Below are 15,688 nucleotides of genomic sequence, written 5' to 3' on the forward strand. Positions count from 1 at the left end.
GTCTACATGCGCGCCACGCCGAACGGCAAGGGGCGCGGGTGGCGCAATCCGGCCTCGGCGCAGGTGTCCAGGCAGAAGACCAGCACGGCGCGCGTGTCGCGCGGGTCGATCACGCCGTCGTCCAGCAGCAGGCCGCTGGTGTGGAAGGCGTCGGCCTGGCTCTCGAAGACCTGCACGATCTGCTCGAACTGCTGCCGCATCTGCGCCGGGTCGGGCGCGATGCCTTTGCGCGCCAGCCCGGCCTCGGCCACGATCTGCATGGTGCGCGCGGCCTGCTCACCGCCCATCACGGCCGTGCGCGCATTGGGCCAGCTGAACAGGAAACGCGGCCCGAAGCCGCGCCCGCACATGCCGTAGTTGCCGGCGCCGAAAGAGGCGCCGCACTGGATGGTGATCTGCGGCACGGTGGCGCCCGTCACCGCCTGGATCATCTTGCTGCCGTGCTTGATCATGCCGCCCTGCTCGCTGTCCTTGCCCACCATGTAGCCGGTGGTGTTCTGCAGGTAGATGAGGGGGTGGCCCAGCTGGCACATCCACTGGATGAAGTGCGTGGCCTTGTTGGCGCCGGCCACATCGATGGGCCCGTTGTTGCTGACGAGGCCCACCGCGTGGCCGCCGATGCGCGCCTGCGCGCACACCGTGGCCGCGCCGTAGAGCGGCTTGAACTCCAGCAGGTCGGAGCCATCGGCCAGGCGGGCCATCACCTCGCGCATGTCCACGGGCTCACGGTGGTGCGTGGGCATGAGGCTGAGCAGGTCGTCGCTGGACAGCAGCGGCTCGGCCACCACCGGCGCGGCCGGGCGCGCGACGCTGTCGCGCAACTGCTCGACGATGCGCCGGGCCAGCCCCAGCGCCTCGCGGTCGTCCTCCGCCAGGTATTCGCCCAGGCCCGACACGCCGGTGTGCATCTCGGCGCCGCCCAGTTCCTCCTCGGTGGCCACCTCGCCCGTGGCGGCCATGAGCAGAGGCGGCCCCGCCAGGAAGGCGCGCGAACGCCCGCGCACCATCACCACGATGTCCGACAGCCCCGGCATGTAGGCCCCGCCCGCCGTGCCCGAGCCGTGCTGCACCGTGATCACCGGCAGCCCCGCGGCCGAGTGCCGCGCCAGGTTGCGGAACAGCGAGCCGCCGTGCACGAAGCCCTCGACCTTGTATTTGGTGAGGTTGGCGCCCGCGCTCTCCACCAGGTGAACGAAGGGCAGCTTGTTCTCCAGCGCGATGTCCTGTACCCGCAGGATCTTTTCCAGCCCGCGGGGCTGGATGGCGCCGGCCTCGATGCCCGAGTCGCTGGCCACCACCATGCAGCGCACGCCGCTGACGAAGCCGATGCCCGCGAGCACGCCGCCGCCGGCCACCGACTTCGCGGGGTCCTTGGTGTCCTGCAGAAAGCCCGCGAGCGAGCACAGCGGCAGCCAGGGCGCGCCCGGGTCCAGCAGCAGCGCAATGCGCTCGCGCGGCAGCAGCTGGCCGCGCTTGTCGAACACGGGCTTGGCCTGGGCCGAGGCGCTGGCGGCGCGCTGCTCGAGCGCGCGCAGCTGCGCAATGCGCTCGAGCATGGCCGCCCGGCGCACTTGCGCGGCTTCGGTGTGGGGGTTGAAGCGGGACGCGAAGCTCATGGCTGGAACACCTGGGGCACGGCGTAGCGGTGAAAGCCATCGAAGGGCTTCACGGCGTCGCGCGACTGCGCCTCGGCCGGCGCCGCGACCTGGCCCCAGCCCAGGCGCACCTGGGGCCGCGCGCCGTCCACGCGCAGCACGCTGCCGCTGATGAAGCTGGCGGCTGGCGACAGCAGGAAGGCGATGGCCGCGCTGGTTTCGGCCTCGTTGCCGAAGCGGCCCAGGGGCACCGTTTCGCGCATCTCGCGCAGCATGGGGCCGGCCTCGGGCGGGTAGTGGTCCATGCCGCTGGAGGCGATGTAGCCCGGCGCCACCGCGTTCACGCGCACGCCGCTGCGGGCCCATTCCAGCGCGGCCGTCTCGGTGAAGCTCACCATGCCGGCGCGCGCCGCGCCGCTGTGGCCCATGCCGGGCATGCTGCCCCACATGTCGGCCACGATGTTGACGATGGCGCCGCCATGCGCCTGTAGGCTTTGCAGGTAGCACTCGCGCGCCACCAGGAAGCCGCCCATGAGGTTGGTGTCCAGCACGGCCTGCCAGCCCTTGGCGCCGATCTTTTCCAACGGGCTGATGTACTGGCCGCCCGCGTTGTTCACCAGCCCGTGCAGGCGGCCCTGCGTGGCCACGATGTCCGCCACCAGGGCGCGCACCGTGTCTTCCTGGCGGATGTCGCCAGCGTGGCAGCTCGCGCGCCCGCCATCGGCCGCGATCTCCTCGGCCACGGCCCGCAGCTTCTCGGGTCTGCGGCCCACCAGGGCCACGTGCGCGCCCAGCGCGGCCAGTTCGTGCGCGGTGCAGCGGCCGATGCCCGAGCCACCGCCCGTGACCACGATGACCTGGCCCGCGAACAGGCCGGGTCGGAAGACGGAGCGGTAGCGATCCGGCGCCGGGCCGCCTCCGGCCGGCTCGGCCGCCTCGGGGGACAGCGACCCGCGCAGCGGCGGCGCGTGGGGGCCGGGGTTCATTCCATGTCCTTGACGAAGAGTTGCAGCGCGGCCTCGGTGAGGCCATCCAGCGTGGTCGGTCCCTCCGGGTCGTACCACTGCGCGGTCCAGTTGAGCGCGCCGAAGATCAGCAGCCGCGCCAGCGCGGTGTCGCCCCGCAGCGCGCCTTCGCGCCGCAGGGCCTGCAGCACCGGTACCCACACGGCCTCGTACTCGGCCATCAGCTCGCTCACCACCCGCTTGGGCTGCGGCGCGAGCCAGCGCCACTCGTACAGCATCACGGGGATGTGGTCACTCTCGGGGCCCAGCAGGTTGTCGAAGTGGCCGCGCACCAGCACGCGCAGGCACTCGCTGGCCGACAGCGGCCCGGGCGCGGCGGCCACGGCCGCGTCCATGCGCTCGCGCTGGTGCCGCAGGGCACGCTGCATGCCCTCTTCCATCACGGCGGCGAGCAGGGCTTCCTTGTTCTCGAAATGGTAGAAGGGCGAGCCCGAGCGCATGCCCACGGCGGCGGCGATGTCGCGCGTGCTGGTGGCCGCGAAGCCCTTCTGGCGGAACAGGCGCGCGGCCGCGCGCAGCAGGGCCTGGCGGCGGTTGCCGTCGTCGCGCTCATCGGCGGTCTTGCGGGGGCGTCCGCGGCTGCGGCGCTCGGGCGCGGGGGTGGCCTGGGCATCCATGGCGCGCCACGTTAGCAGCGCCGTTCATTTATAGCAAGCGGGTGCTTGGTGAAAATACCAATGCCCGCTGTCGAGCCGGCGACAGCGGCGGCGCGGCGCCTCAGCCCGTGGCGCGGCAGGCCACGAGGGCGTAGGGCAAGGCCGGGTCCTCGAACCAGGCCCGCAGCTCGAAGCCGGTGTCGGCGGCCATGGCCTCCACGCCCGCGCGCTCGTACTTCTGCGACTGCTCGGTGTAGATGAACTCGCCGGCACCGAAGTGAAACTCGCGCCGCAGCAGCGCGCTGCGCACGGTCTGGTGCGCCTGGCTCACCAGGAAGCTGCGCGCCACCCCCTGCAGCGGGCAGTAGCTCGCGTAGTGGCGGAAGCGGTCGAGATCGAAGTCCATGCCCAGCTCGCGGTTGAGGCGGCGCAGCAGGTTCAGGTTGAAGGCGGCCGTCACGCCCTCGGGGTCGTCGTAGGCGGCCAGCACGGTGTGGGGGTCCTTGCGCAGGTCCAGGCCGAGCAGCAGGCTGTCGCCCCGGCGCAGGTGGGCGCGCACGCGGCGCAGGAAGCGCCGGGCTTCCTCGTCGGTGAAGTTGCCGAGGTTGCTGCCCAGGAACAGCGCCACCTGGCGGCGCCGCGCGCTGGGAATGGGCCAGGTCTGGAAGTAGTCGCCGCACAGCGGGTGCACCGCCAGCGCGGGCAACTGGCGCGCCATGCGCGCGCTCAGCTGGTCCAGCGCCTGGGCGGAGATGTCCATGGGGCGGTAGACCAGTTCGGCGCCGGCCTTGAGCCAGGCACGGCACAGCGCCAGCGTCTTGCGCCCGTCGCCGCTGCCGAGCTCGAGCATTTCGATCGGCGAGCCGCCGGTGTCCAGCGCGTCCAGCAGGTCCCTGGCGTGGCGGCGCAGCATGGCGGCCTCCACCCGCGTGGGGTAGTAGCTGGGCAGGCGCATGATGCGTTCGAACAGGCGCGAGCCGCGGTCGTCATAGAAGTACTTGGACGACAGCCGCTTGGGACTGCCCGACAGGCCAGCCAGCGCGTCGGCGGCCAGGCCGCGCGGCGCGGCGGCACCGGCTTCGGGTGGCGCCGTGTCGCGCGCGGGTGGGAGGGCGGATGCTGGGTCGCGGCTTCGGGTCATTCTGCAAACCTTGCTCGGTGCGCGCCGGTGCTCATGGCCGGGCCAGGCGGATGCCGGTGTATTGCCAGCGCAGCGGCGGCTGAAAGAAGTTGCGGTACGTCAGGCGTTGATGCCCGGGCGGCGTGGCAAACGACGCGCCACGCAGCACCTGTTGGTTCACCATGAACTTGCCGTTGTACTCGCCCACCGAGCCTTCGGCGCGCCGAAAGCCCGGGTAAGGCGCGTAGGCGCTGGCGGTCCACTCCCAGCGCTCGCCCCAGGCCATGCCCCGGCCAGCGGCGGCCTCCCATTCGAACTCGGTGGGCAGGCGCGCGCCGGCCCAGTCGGCGTAGGCGCTGGCCTCGTACCAGCTCACGTGCGTCACCGGCGCGTGCGGTGGCAGCGGCACGGGGCCGGCCAGGGTCTGGTGCCACCAGGCGCCGCCCTCGCCGCGGAACCAATACATCGGCGCCGCGATGGCGTTCTGGCGCAGCCAGTCCCAGCCGTCGGCGTGCCAGTGGCGCGGGTCCTGGTAGCCGCCGGCGTCGATGAAGGCCGTGTATTCGGCGTTGCTGACCAGCCGGTCGCCGAGCGCGAAGGGCGTGAGCAGCCGTTCGTGGCGCCCGCCCTCGTTGTCGAAGGCGAAACCGTCGCCCGCGTGCCCGATGGCGACCACGCCGCCGGGCTGCTCGATCCATCCCATCGCGGCGGCTTGCGGTGCGTGTTCGCCGGCCAGGCCCACCGCGGCGGTGTCGGCGCTGGCGTAGGCGGGGCGCAGGGGGTTGTGACCCAGGATGGCCTTGATGTCGGTGAGCAGCAGTTCCTGGTGCTGCTGCTCATGCTGCAGGCCCAGCGCCAGGCGGTCCAGCCACCGGGCCGGTGGCTGCGTGGCCAGCCAGGCTTGCACGGCCGCGTCCACGTGCGCGCGGTAGGCCAGCACCTCGGCCACGGTCGGCCGGCTCAGGTGACCGCGCTGCGCGCGCGGCACGCGCTCGCCCTCGCCCTCGTAGTAGCTGTTGAAGAGGTAACCGTAGGCCGGATGGAACGGCGCGTAGCCCGGCGAGGCGTGCGCGAGCAGCATGGCTTCGAAGAACCAGGTGGTGTGCGCCAGGTGCCACTTGGGCGGACTCACGTCCACCACGGGCTGGACGACGTGGTCCTCGATGGCCAGCGGCGCGCACAGCGCTTCGCTGCGGGCGCGCACCTCAGCGTAGCGCGCGGCGGTGTCGGCGGTGGCGTCGCGCCGCATGCTCAGTCCACCACCTGCACGCCGCGCCAGAAGGCCACGCGGTCGCGCACCATGTCGGCCTCGGGCTTGGGGTCGGGGTAGAACCAGGCGGCGTCGCGGTTGAGTTCGCCGTCGACGAGCAGGCTGTGGTAGCTGGCCTGGCCCTTCCAGGGGCAGTACGTGTGATGGTTGCTGTGCTGCAGGTACTCGCGGCGCAACGCGCTCGCAGGGAAGTAGGCATTGCCCTCGACGAGCACGATGTCGTCGCTTTCGGCAATCACCGTGCCGTTCCAGATCGCCTTCATGGGCGCTCCTCGGGTGTGTTGGGATGGGGATGTGTCGCATCCTGGGCGCATTCGCGGCTCATTGCAAGCCTGTGGCGATCGGGAATGACCGCATGGGGTCATTGACTTGTCATCGGCGCCGTTTCTCCCTGTCCGGCGCGCGCCCATTGCGGCCTCGACCTAGCGCTGAGGCATGTTCCTGGCCCCGTAACCCTGCCTCACGCAGGCGTCCTCCGGGATGGGGGGCATGGTGCGGTTCCACGCTTCCCATGCCTCCCGCATGTCGCTCATCCGCTGCGGGTCCCGCGCGGCCAAATTCGCGCGCTCGCGCGCATCCGAGGCGATATCGAACAGGTAGTCGATTCCATCCACCCGCAAGTACTTCCAGTCACCGTTGCGGTGCGCCCGCTGCTCTCGGTGCTTCATCCGCCAGAACAGCGGACGATCGAAGCGGGCCTGGGGGGCGCGCAGAACCGGCAGGAGCGACAACCCATCCAACGGGTAGTCCGGATCCGGACGCGCGCCCGCCGCCTCCAGAACGGTGGCGGACCAGTCCATGGTCATGCAGTGTTGCGTGGTCACGGCGCCGCGCGGAATCACGGCCGGCCAGTACGCGATCCATGGCACGCGGATGCCACCTTCGGTCAGGTCCATCTTGCCGCCCACGAGCGGCCAGTTGTCCGAGAACCGTTCGCCGCCGTTGTCGCTGGTGAAGACGACCAGTGTGTTGTCGGCGATGGCGTTCCGGCGCAGCGCCTCCATCACCCAGCCGATGCCCTCGTCCATGTGGTGGATCATCCGCTGATAGGTGTGGACGCTGCCACCATGCAGATGGAAGAGGTTCTGCTTGACGTCTGGTGCGAGGTGTTCGTCATCCCGCGTCTCCCAAGGCCAATGGGGGGCGGTGTAGTGAAGGCTGAGAAAGAACGGTTCTTTCTTTCCAGCCATACGATCGATGCAGTCGACGGCGCGGTGCGAGAAAAGGTCCGTGAGGTAGCCCTCTTCGTGCTTCTCCTGCTCGCCGAGGTACAGGTCGTGGTCGCCGTTGCCGCTGCAGTGAGAGAAGTAGTCCACCCCACCCGACAGGGGGCCGAAGAATTCGTCGTACCCCGACTTGAGGGGACCAAAATGCGGCGGGTACCCAAGATGCCATTTGCCGATCAAGGCGGTCTGGTAACCCGCCCGCTTCAACAGCGAGGGAATGCTGGGGTGTCCGGGGGGCATACCGAGCGTCGTGCTGCCCTTGCTGTCCGCGTGAATCGGCTCCTCGGCCGCCCCTCGCAGTCTGTACTGGTAACGTCCCGTGATCAGTGCAAAGCGCGTCGGCGAGCAGAGCGATGAGTTCGCATAGCCATCGGTGAAGCGGATGCCGTTCTCGGCCAGCGCATCGAGGACCGGTGAAACGCGGCCGAAGGCCGCCTCGCGCCCACCGTAGCAACCCAGGTCGGCGAACCCAAGGTCGTCGGCAACGATGAAGATCACATTGGGTTGCATGGCAAGGGGTGTTGCAGGATCCATGGGAGCGCTGGGCGCCACGGCGCGCGCGGTCAGTCCAGCGTCAGATTCAACCGCTTCACCACTGGCGCCCATCGCGCCGTATCGGCCTGCACCTGCGCCTCGGCCACCTGGCGCGTGCTGCCCACGCCACGCAAATCCAGCGCGTGCAGGCGGGTTTGCACATCGGGGGCCGTCATGATGGCGCCGGCGGCCTGCTCCAGTGCGCTGGCGATCGCTGCGGGCAGGCCTTTGGGCGCCTGCAGCAGCAGCTTGAAGCTGATGTCCAGGGTCGGCTTGTGGAGTGCCTCGGCCAGCGTCGGCACCTGCGGCGCCAGCGCGGAAGGCTCGGCAGACGAGACGGCCAGCGCCACCAATCGGCCGGTTTTCACATGCGGAAGCACCGTGGGCGTTGCCAGAAAGCCGCAGTTCACCTCGCCGGCCAGGACGGCGGTGGTGGCCGGCGCGGGACCGCGGTAGGCGATGTGCTCCATGCCGACGCCGGCCTCGCGCAAGAACATCTCAGCGGCCAGATGGCCCGGCACGCCAGCGCCACCCGACGCGTAGATCATTCGGTTCGAATTCGCTCGGGCCACCAACTCGGCCGCGGTCTTCACGCCCGTGCCTGGGTGGCACACCAGCATCTGGGTGAAGTTCGCCAGCACGGAGAGGTTCATCAGGTCCTTGCGCGCATCGAACGTGAGCTTGGGGTACACGAGCGGGTTCACGGTCACCACGGTGTCCGGGCTGACCCCCAGGGTGTAGCCATCGGGCTCGGCAGCCGCCACCACACCGGCGGCCAGGCTGGTGCCGGCGCCCGGGCGGTTCTCGACCACCACGCTCTGGCCCAAGCGCTGCGACAACCGTTCGGCGAAGAGACGGGCCGTGATGTCGGAGGGCGCACCCGGCGGCGATCCGACGAGCAGGCGAATGGTCTTGCTCGGATAAGCGGGTGCCTGCGCCTGCACGGTGCCGGCGCTCAACACGGCCAGCGCAAGGCCGGCCAGCAGGGAGGGAAGAAGTCGCGGGGTCATGGCTGTCTCCTGGTAGAGGTCGAAGGAAAGGTTTGCCCGTGCGCTGCGGGCCTCAGCCCCCGGAGAAGCGCGGTGCGCGCTTGTCCAGCCGAGCGCGCATGCCTTCGTGCTGGTCGCGCGTGGAAAAAAGCGTCTGAAAGGAGCGCCGCTCGAACCGCAGCCCGCTCTCCAGCCCGCTGCTCATGCCTTCCAGCACGGCTTCCTTGATCAGGCGCAGCGCCAGCACGGGCAGTGCGGCCAGCTCGCAGGCGATCTGCAGCGCGCGCGCTTCCACTTCGTCGTCGTTCACCACTTCGCTGGCCAAGCCCATGGCCAGGGCCGCGTCGGCGCCGAAGGGTTCGCCCCGCAGCAGGATGTGCATGGCAGCGAACTTGCCCACCACCTGGGTGAGCCGTTGCGTGCCCCCACCCCCGGGCATGATCCCGAGCTTCACCTCCGGTTGGCCGAAGCGCGCGCCCTGGCCGGCGATGAGGATGTCGGCATGCATCGAGAGTTCGCAGCCTCCGCCAAGCGCGTGCCCCCGCACGGCGGCGATCACCGGTTTGCGGCAGTTGGCGATGGCGCCCCACAGCCGGTCCATCTGGCGCGCCATGATCTGCGCCGGCGTGGCGTCCACGTACTCGTTGAGATCGGCCCCGGCGCAGAACGCGCGCTCACCGCCCGCCAGCACAATGGCGCGAACCCGGTCGTCGGCGTCGAGCCGCAGAAAAGCCTCGGCGAGTGCATGGCGCAACTCGAGGTTGAGCGCATTGAGCACGGCCGGGCGGTTCAGGCGCAGCAGCGCCACGCCATCCATGGGGTTCTCCTGCAACAGGCAGTCGCTCGCGGTGCTCATGTGGCTGCCCCCTGAAAGCGCGGCGCGCGTTTCTCGAAGAAGGCGGCAACGGCTTCGGCGTGGTCGGCCGTGTGGTGCGCCAGGCCCTGCAGGCGACCCGCGCTGCCCAGAGCCTCGTCCAGCGTTGCGGTGCGCGCCTGCTGCAGCAGCTGGCGCGTCCATCGAAGCACCTGGGGCGGGTTGGCCGCGATGCGGGCGGCCAGTTGCAAGGCCTCGTCGAGCAGCGCCTCGGGCGCCACCACCCGCGAGACCAGGCCGATGCGCAGGGCCTCCTCGGCATCGATTGCATCGCCGGTGAGCGCCATCTCGGCCGCGCGCGCGTAGCCCACCACACGCGGCAGCAACCAGCAGCCTCCGTCGCCGGGCACGATGCCGACCTTGACGAAGCTCTCGGCGAAGCGCGCCTCGCGGGAGGCGATGCGCAGGTCGCACATGCAAGCCAGGTCGTTGCCGGCGCCGATGGCCGGGCCGTTGACCGCGGCGATGATGGGCACTTGCAGCGCCTCGAAGGCGCGTGGAATGCGCTGGATGCCGTCGCGGTAGGCCTGCGCGATCTGTTCGGGCGTGCCAGCGAACATGCCACGGCGCTCGCGCATCTCGGCCACGTTGCCGCCGGAGCAAAAGGCCGTTCCCGCGCCGGTCAGGATGGCGACGCGCACGTTGAGGTCCGCGTTGAGCGTGGCGAAGGTCTGCTCGAAGGCCGCGAACATGGCCTCGCCGCTGAGGGCGTTTCGGGTGTCGGGGCGGTTGAGGGTGAGCAGCGCCACATGGCCGCGCCGCTCGATCAGGATGGGTTCGCTCATTGGGTGCCTCCCACGCGTTCGATGGCCATGGCCACGCCCTGGCCCACGCCCACGCACATCGTCACGAGTCCGTAGCGCCCGCCGCTGCGTTGCAGCTGCCGCGCGGCAGCCAGCACCAGGCGCGCGCCGCTCATGCCCAGCGGGTGACCGAAGGCGATGGCGCCGCCGTGGGGGTTCACCTGCGGCGCGTCGTCACTCAGACCGAGCGCGCGCATCACGGCCAGGCCCTGGGCCGCGAAGGCCTCGTTAAGCTCGATGACATCGAAGTCGCCGATGCGCAGGCCGGTGTGTGCCAGCAGTCGCCGCACCGCCGGCACCGGGCCGAAGCCCATCACGCGCGGGGCGATGCCCGCGCTCGCGTAGCCGAGCACACGGACCAGGGGCCGCAGGCCGTGGCGCTGCACCCCGGCTTCGCTGGCCAGCAACAGCGCGGCGGCGCCATCGTTCACGCCCGATGAATTGCCGGCGGTGACCGTGCCGCCCGGGCGAAACGCCGGTTTGAGCGCGGCCAGGCTCTGGGCCGTGGCGTCGGCGCGCGGGTGCTCGTCCTCGCTCACCCGCGCGACGGCGCCTTGGCGGCCCGGCACCTCCACGGGCACGATCTCCTGCGCCAGCACACCAGCCCGCGCGGCGGCCGCCGCGCGTTGCTGGCTACGCAGGGCGAAGGCGTCCTGGTCGGCGCGCGAGATGCCGTGTTCCTGCGCCACGTTCTCCGCCGTGTCGCCCATGCTGTCCACACCGTGCAGCGTTTCCATGCTCGGGTTCACGAAGCGCCAGCCGATGGTGCTGTCGTGCACCTCGGCGTGGCGCGAGAAGGCCGCCGTGGGCTTGGGCATCACCAGCGGCGCGCGGCTCATGCTTTCCACGCCCCCGGCGATGGCGATCTGCGCCTGGCCCGCGTGCAGCGCGCGCGCCGCCTGGGCCACGGCCTCAAGGCCCGAGCCGCACAGCCGATTGACGGTGAGCGCCGGCACCTCGACCGGCAACCCCGCCAGCAGCGCGCTCATGCGCGCCACGTTGCGGTTGTCCTCTCCGGCCTGGTTCACGCAGCCAAAGACCAGTTCGTCGATCAGCGCCGGCTCGAGCCCAGGGTGGCGCGCCATCAGCGCGCGGATCGGGATGGCGCCCAGGTCGTCGGTGCGCACGCCCGAGAGCGCGCCGCCGTAGCGCCCGATCGGCGTGCGCACGCCGTCGCAGAGGAAGGCATCCATGCTCACAACCCCAGCACGCGCTCGGCGTTGCCGTGCATGATCTTTTCCATGATCTCCGGCGTGTAGCCGAGCCCGTCCCACTCCCGCAGGATGCGCTCATAGGGCAGGCTGGGGTAGTCGCTGCCGAACATGATCTTGTCCTGCAGGCGGCCGCGGATGTCCACCTTCAAGTTGCCTGGAAAGTGCTTGGGCGCCCAGCCCGACATCTCCCAGAACACATTGCCCTTGTGCAGAGCCACGGCGGTGGTTTCGTCCACCCAGGGCCAGCCGGGGTGGGCCATGATGATCTTCAGCGTCGGGAAATCGGCCGCGAGCTGATCGATGTGTTGGGGGTGGGCGTGGCGGATCACCGCACCGTGTCCACCCGGCATGCCCGCGCCCATGCCAGTGGTCCCGACGTCGATCATCACCGCCGCGCCCATGGCGTCGATCTCCTCGAACAGCGGGTAGTAGCGCCGGTCGCTGACACCGAAGTGCTGCATGATGGGGTGGAAGTGAAAGCCGATGAAGCCCAGCTCGCGCACGGCCTTGCGGGCCTGAATCATGGCGATCTCGCCTTTGGCCGGTTCCACCGCGCCCCAGCACTGGATGATCCGTTTCGGGTGGCGCTTCCACATGCCGTGCACGTACTCGTTGGTGCAGGGCGGCGCGGCAATGGTGGTCTCCAGGTCCAGCGCCACCAGGCAGGCCTCGACACCCGCGCCGGCGAACTCGGCGATTACCTCGTCTTCGCTCTTGCCCACCCAGTCCCGCTTCCAGTAACGGGCGAGCTCGGCGGGATAGGGACCCTGGGAATCGGTCCAGGTGGACGTACCCGGGTAGCAGTGCAGGTCGATGATGCGCATAGGGTATCTCGGGGGTTCTTTCAGTGGGGGGCGCGGCGCGCGGCCTCTTCTTCTGCCAGCCGCCGGCCGATGAGTTCGCCCAGCGCTTTCTTGGATACCTTGCCAAAGGTGGAGACGGGAAAGTCCGGCAAGACCTCCAGCCGCTCGGGCAACTTGAACTTGGCGATTTCCTTGGTCAGCAGGAAACCCACGAGCTCCTTCAGGTGCAACTCGTGTCCGGCCTTGAGGATCACGAAGGCGCACATGCGCTCGCCCAGGTCGGCGTCGGGCATGGGCACGCAGGCCACGTTCTGCACCGCGGGGTGCATCAGGATCAGGTTCTCCACCTCCTCGGCGCTGATCTTTTCGCCGCCGCGGTTGATCAGGTCTTTCTTGCGGCCCTCGACGATGTAGTTGCCGCTGGGGTGCTTGCGCATCAGGTCGCCGGAACGGTAGAAACCGTCGGGCGTGAACTGGCGCGCGTTGCACTCCGGCACACCGAAGTAGCCACGCAAGGTGTAGGGGCCGCGCACGGTGAACTCGCCGACCTCGCCGTCTGGCACCACGCGGCCCTCGTCGTCGAGCAGAAGCACCTCGTCGTCCTCGCACACGGGTCGGCCGCAGGTCTCGAGCTTGACGTCCTCCGGGTCGCTGGCGCGCACGAACATCAAGGTGCCTTCCGACATGCCGAAGTTCTCCTGCACGAACACGCCGGGTATCAGCGCGCGTGTCTTCGCGCGCACTTCGGGCTGCATGCGTTGTCCGCCGCTCTGGATCAGCCTGAGGCTGGACAGGTCGTAGGCGCTGGCGGCCTCGTCGTTGATCAGGCGGATCAGCAGCGCGGGCACCACCTTGAGGTGCGTGACCCGGTGCTTCTGGATCAGCGCGAACATGTCCGTCGGGCGCGTGTTGGCGTGCAGAACCACCTTGGCGCCCTTGAACAGGAAGCCCTGGATGCCCGGGCAGGCCAGCGGCAGGTTGTGGGCGATCGGCAGCACCAGCAGCAGCACCGATTCAGCGTCGATCTCGGTCACCTCGGCGGCCACCTTCGAGTTGTAGGCGTAGTCGTTGTTGGTTCGCGGGATCAGCTTGGGGATGCCGGTGGTGCCACCCGAGAGCTGGAAGATGCAGGGGTCTTCGGGGTCGATGCGGATCTCGGCCAGGCGCGAGGCCGGCAGCTTGGCCGGCGTGTCGATCAGCGCGCGCAGCGAGACCTCGCCCGGCCCCGCGTCGCCCAGCACCAGACGAAATTCCAGCGAGGGGTTCTCGGCCTGCACGCGTTCGATCACCGGCGCGAAAGTGAAGTCACCCGCGGTGCCGGGGTAGACACAGGTGGTCGCGCCCGAGAGCCGAACGAACTGACTGATCTCGGCGTAGCGGTGCGTGACCAGCGCAGCGATCGGGATGCAGCCGATCTTCTGCAGTGCGAAGTACAGCAGCACGAACTCGTGCACGTTGGGCAGCGTGGGCACCACGCGGTCCAGCGGGCGCAGGCCGAGTTCGAGCAGGTTGAGCGCCAGGTTGGTGGTGACGCGGTCGAGTTCGGCGTAGGTGAATGACACATCGCCGTCAATCAGCGCGACGCGGTCCGCGAAGCGCTTGAACACGGCGTCGAACTCCTGCGCCAGCGAGCGGTCCCGCCAGTAGCCCTTGGCGCGGTAGCGCGCGGCGCAGTCGGGCGGAAAGGGAACGAATCCTTCAAGCATGGGAAGTCTCCGGAGGATCAAGTGGGACGGGGCAACGCGGGCGCGGCCTCAGGTCGAACTCGTGAAGCCGCCGTCGATGACGACCACCTCGCCGGTGACGAAGCGCATGCTCTGGATCAGGTTGAGCATCACCTCGGCCACGTCGTCGGCGGTGACGCAGCGCTTCAGTGGCGTGGCCTTGGCGCGCGCGCCCATGAGCGTTTCGTACTTGTCGCCCAACATGCGCTGCATCCAGTCGCCTTCCATCCAGCCCGGCGCCACCGCGTTCACGCGGATGTCCGGGCCCAGGTTCCAGGCCAACATCTTGGTCAGACTCACCACGGCGGCCTTGCTGGCCGCGTACGGTGGCGGCTGCGGGCCGGGGCGCAGGCCCACGATGCTCGCGGTATTGACGATGCTGGGCTCGCCTCCTCCTGCCCTGCTCTTGCGCAGCAGCGGCACCGAGGCGCGGCTCACCTGGAAGTTGCCGCGCACGTTGACCGCGAAGGTGCGGTCCCAGGCGTCCATGTCCAGGCTGTCGAGGTCTTTCACCTTCCAGGTGGCGGTGGTGCCGGCGTTGTTGACCAGCGCGTCCAGATGGCCGAAGGCGCTACCCACCTCCGTCAGCATCTGGCGCACGGCACTGTCGTCGCTCACGTCGCAGGGCAGCACCAGGGTCTGAGCGCCCAGGGTCTGAGCTTCTTCGGCCACGGCTTGCGCGGCCTTGGCGCTCGAGGCGTAGTTGATGGCCACGTCGTAGCCGGCTTTCGCCAGGGCCAGCACGGCACTGCGGCCGATGCCGGTGCCACCGCCGGTGACGAGGGCCTTCTTGCGGGGGGTCATGGTGGGAGGCTCCTGTTTCGGTTGTGAAAGTTTGAGTCGGCCCAGGGCGCCAGCTGCGCCGGCGCCATCGGGTCTGGAAAACGCTGCGACGAGTGCTACTGGGGCTGCACGCCGAGTGCGGTCACCAGGCGCCTCATTGCGCCTTGCTGCTGCACGAAGAACGCGTGCGCGGCGCTCACGCTGTCCTGTCGCGGGTACACCCCCATGTCGGCCAGCCGCCGGGTGACTTCGGACGAGGCGGTGATGCGGTTGACGTCGGCGTTGATGCGTTCGATGACGCCGGGCGGTGTGCCTGCCGGCGCGATGATCTGGAACCAGCCGATGGCTTCGTAACCGGGGTAGGTGTCCGCCACCGGCGGCGCATCGATGCCGGGCAGGCGCTGCGCCGAGGTGACGCCCACGGCGCGCAGGCGGCCCGACTTCACATGCTCCAGCAGTCCCGGCACACCGTCCACCGTGAGCACGGCGTCGCCCGCCAGCACGGCCGCCACCGCGTCGGGCGGCGTGCGGTAGGGCACGGTGAACAGGCCCATGCCCCCGGCCTTGCTGACCATCTCGCCGGCCAGGTGCGGCAGCGAGTTGAGTTGCGGCGCGGCGAAGTTCACCTTGCCCGGATGGGCCTTGGCGTGCTGGGCCAGGTCCGCCATGGACCGGATGCCGCTGCTGGCCGGAACCGCCAGCATCAGCGGACTGATGCCCACCGTGGCCACGGGGGCGAGGTCGGTGTCCGGGTTGAACTGCGGGTTCTTGAACACCAGCGGCGTGATCGTGCCCATGGCGGCCGGGACGAAGCCAATGGTGTAGCCATCGGGCGCCGAGCGCACCAGCGCCGACATACCCGGAATGCCGCCTGCACCGGGGCGGTTGTCCACCACAACGCCTTGGCCCCAGGCGTTGGCAAGCCGCTCGCCAACGATGCGCGCAATCACGTCTGGCGCAGAACCCGCGCCCACCGGAACGATCATGCGCACGGGACGGCTGGGCCAGTCCTGTGCCGCGGCGCTGCCCAGTGTGGACAGCAGACAGGCCGCTGCCAGCAGGCGCCTTCTGGAAATGGGGTTCATGGCGTGTCTCCGTCGCGTTGTCTGTGTTCCCGGCACGGGATGGGGCG

The 15,688-nt window shown here is 69.8% G+C and carries 15 protein-coding genes; all 15 read right to left on the reverse strand.

Features of this window, described 5'->3' with window-relative positions; all coding sequences use genetic code 11:
* Positions 1-2: 2 nt before the first annotated feature.
* On the reverse strand, positions 3-1,616 hold the full coding sequence (locus SOM08_RS17930; protein ID WP_322469426.1) for an acyl-CoA carboxylase subunit beta: 1,614 nt from the start codon (positions 1,614-1,616) through the stop codon (positions 3-5).
* Positions 1,613-2,581 carry an SDR family oxidoreductase gene (locus tag SOM08_RS17935; protein ID WP_322469427.1) on the reverse strand — a complete coding sequence of 323 codons (969 nt, stop codon included), beginning with the start codon at positions 2,579-2,581 and terminating at the stop codon, positions 1,613-1,615. Before SOM08_RS17935 ends, SOM08_RS17930 begins: the two co-directional genes overlap by 4 nt.
* On the reverse strand, positions 2,578-3,237 hold the full coding sequence (locus SOM08_RS17940; protein ID WP_322469428.1) for a TetR/AcrR family transcriptional regulator: 660 nt from the start codon (positions 3,235-3,237) through the stop codon (positions 2,578-2,580). Before SOM08_RS17940 ends, SOM08_RS17935 begins: the two co-directional genes overlap by 4 nt.
* 100 nt (positions 3,238-3,337) lie before the next feature.
* The gene (gene egtD, locus SOM08_RS17945) at positions 3,338-4,357 is read right to left on the reverse strand and encodes an L-histidine N(alpha)-methyltransferase (protein WP_322469429.1); all 1,020 of its coding nucleotides are present in this window, start codon (positions 4,355-4,357) and stop codon (positions 3,338-3,340) included.
* A gap of 31 nt (positions 4,358-4,388) precedes the next feature.
* Positions 4,389-5,585, reverse strand: a complete 1,197-nt coding sequence (gene egtB, locus SOM08_RS17950; RefSeq protein ID WP_322469430.1) for an ergothioneine biosynthesis protein EgtB — start codon at positions 5,583-5,585, stop codon at positions 4,389-4,391.
* Positions 5,586-5,587: 2 nt separating this feature from the next.
* On the reverse strand, positions 5,588-5,869 hold the full coding sequence (locus SOM08_RS17955; RefSeq protein ID WP_116960738.1) for a DUF427 domain-containing protein: 282 nt from the start codon (positions 5,867-5,869) through the stop codon (positions 5,588-5,590).
* Positions 5,870-6,028: 159 nt separating this feature from the next.
* Positions 6,029-7,342, reverse strand: a complete 1,314-nt coding sequence (locus SOM08_RS17960) for a sulfatase (RefSeq protein WP_322469431.1) — start codon at positions 7,340-7,342, stop codon at positions 6,029-6,031.
* Positions 7,343-7,395: 53 nt separating this feature from the next.
* A complete protein-coding gene (locus tag SOM08_RS17965; RefSeq protein WP_322469432.1) occupies positions 7,396-8,376 on the reverse strand; it encodes a Bug family tripartite tricarboxylate transporter substrate binding protein in 981 nt (326 codons plus the stop codon).
* Between the two features lie 52 nt (positions 8,377-8,428).
* On the reverse strand, positions 8,429-9,211 hold the full coding sequence (locus SOM08_RS17970; RefSeq protein ID WP_322469433.1) for an enoyl-CoA hydratase-related protein: 783 nt from the start codon (positions 9,209-9,211) through the stop codon (positions 8,429-8,431).
* Positions 9,208-10,014: a crotonase/enoyl-CoA hydratase family protein gene (locus SOM08_RS17975; RefSeq protein WP_322469434.1), complete on the reverse strand. Its 807-nt coding sequence runs from the start codon at positions 10,012-10,014 to the stop codon at positions 9,208-9,210. Before SOM08_RS17975 ends, SOM08_RS17970 begins: the two co-directional genes overlap by 4 nt.
* A complete protein-coding gene (pcaF, locus tag SOM08_RS17980; protein ID WP_322469435.1) occupies positions 10,011-11,225 on the reverse strand; it encodes a 3-oxoadipyl-CoA thiolase in 1,215 nt (404 codons plus the stop codon). Before pcaF ends, SOM08_RS17975 begins: the two co-directional genes overlap by 4 nt.
* 2 nt (positions 11,226-11,227) lie before the next feature.
* Positions 11,228-12,070, reverse strand: coding sequence for an amidohydrolase family protein (locus tag SOM08_RS17985; RefSeq protein ID WP_070397179.1), 843 nt, complete (start codon positions 12,068-12,070; stop codon positions 11,228-11,230).
* Positions 12,071-12,090: 20 nt separating this feature from the next.
* On the reverse strand, positions 12,091-13,755 hold the full coding sequence (locus tag SOM08_RS17990; RefSeq protein WP_322469436.1) for a (2,3-dihydroxybenzoyl)adenylate synthase: 1,665 nt from the start codon (positions 13,753-13,755) through the stop codon (positions 12,091-12,093).
* Positions 13,756-13,803: 48 nt separating this feature from the next.
* A complete protein-coding gene (locus tag SOM08_RS17995) occupies positions 13,804-14,577 on the reverse strand; it encodes an SDR family oxidoreductase (RefSeq protein WP_322469437.1) in 774 nt (257 codons plus the stop codon).
* A 95-nt stretch (positions 14,578-14,672) separates the two neighbouring features.
* A complete protein-coding gene (locus SOM08_RS18000; RefSeq protein ID WP_083292773.1) occupies positions 14,673-15,641 on the reverse strand; it encodes a Bug family tripartite tricarboxylate transporter substrate binding protein in 969 nt (322 codons plus the stop codon).
* Positions 15,642-15,688 lie beyond the last annotated feature (47 nt).

Origin of the sequence: Hydrogenophaga sp. SNF1 (genome assembly GCF_034421675.1) — a bacterium.
GTDB classification, from domain to species: domain Bacteria; phylum Pseudomonadota; class Gammaproteobacteria; order Burkholderiales; family Burkholderiaceae_C; genus Hydrogenophaga; species Hydrogenophaga borbori.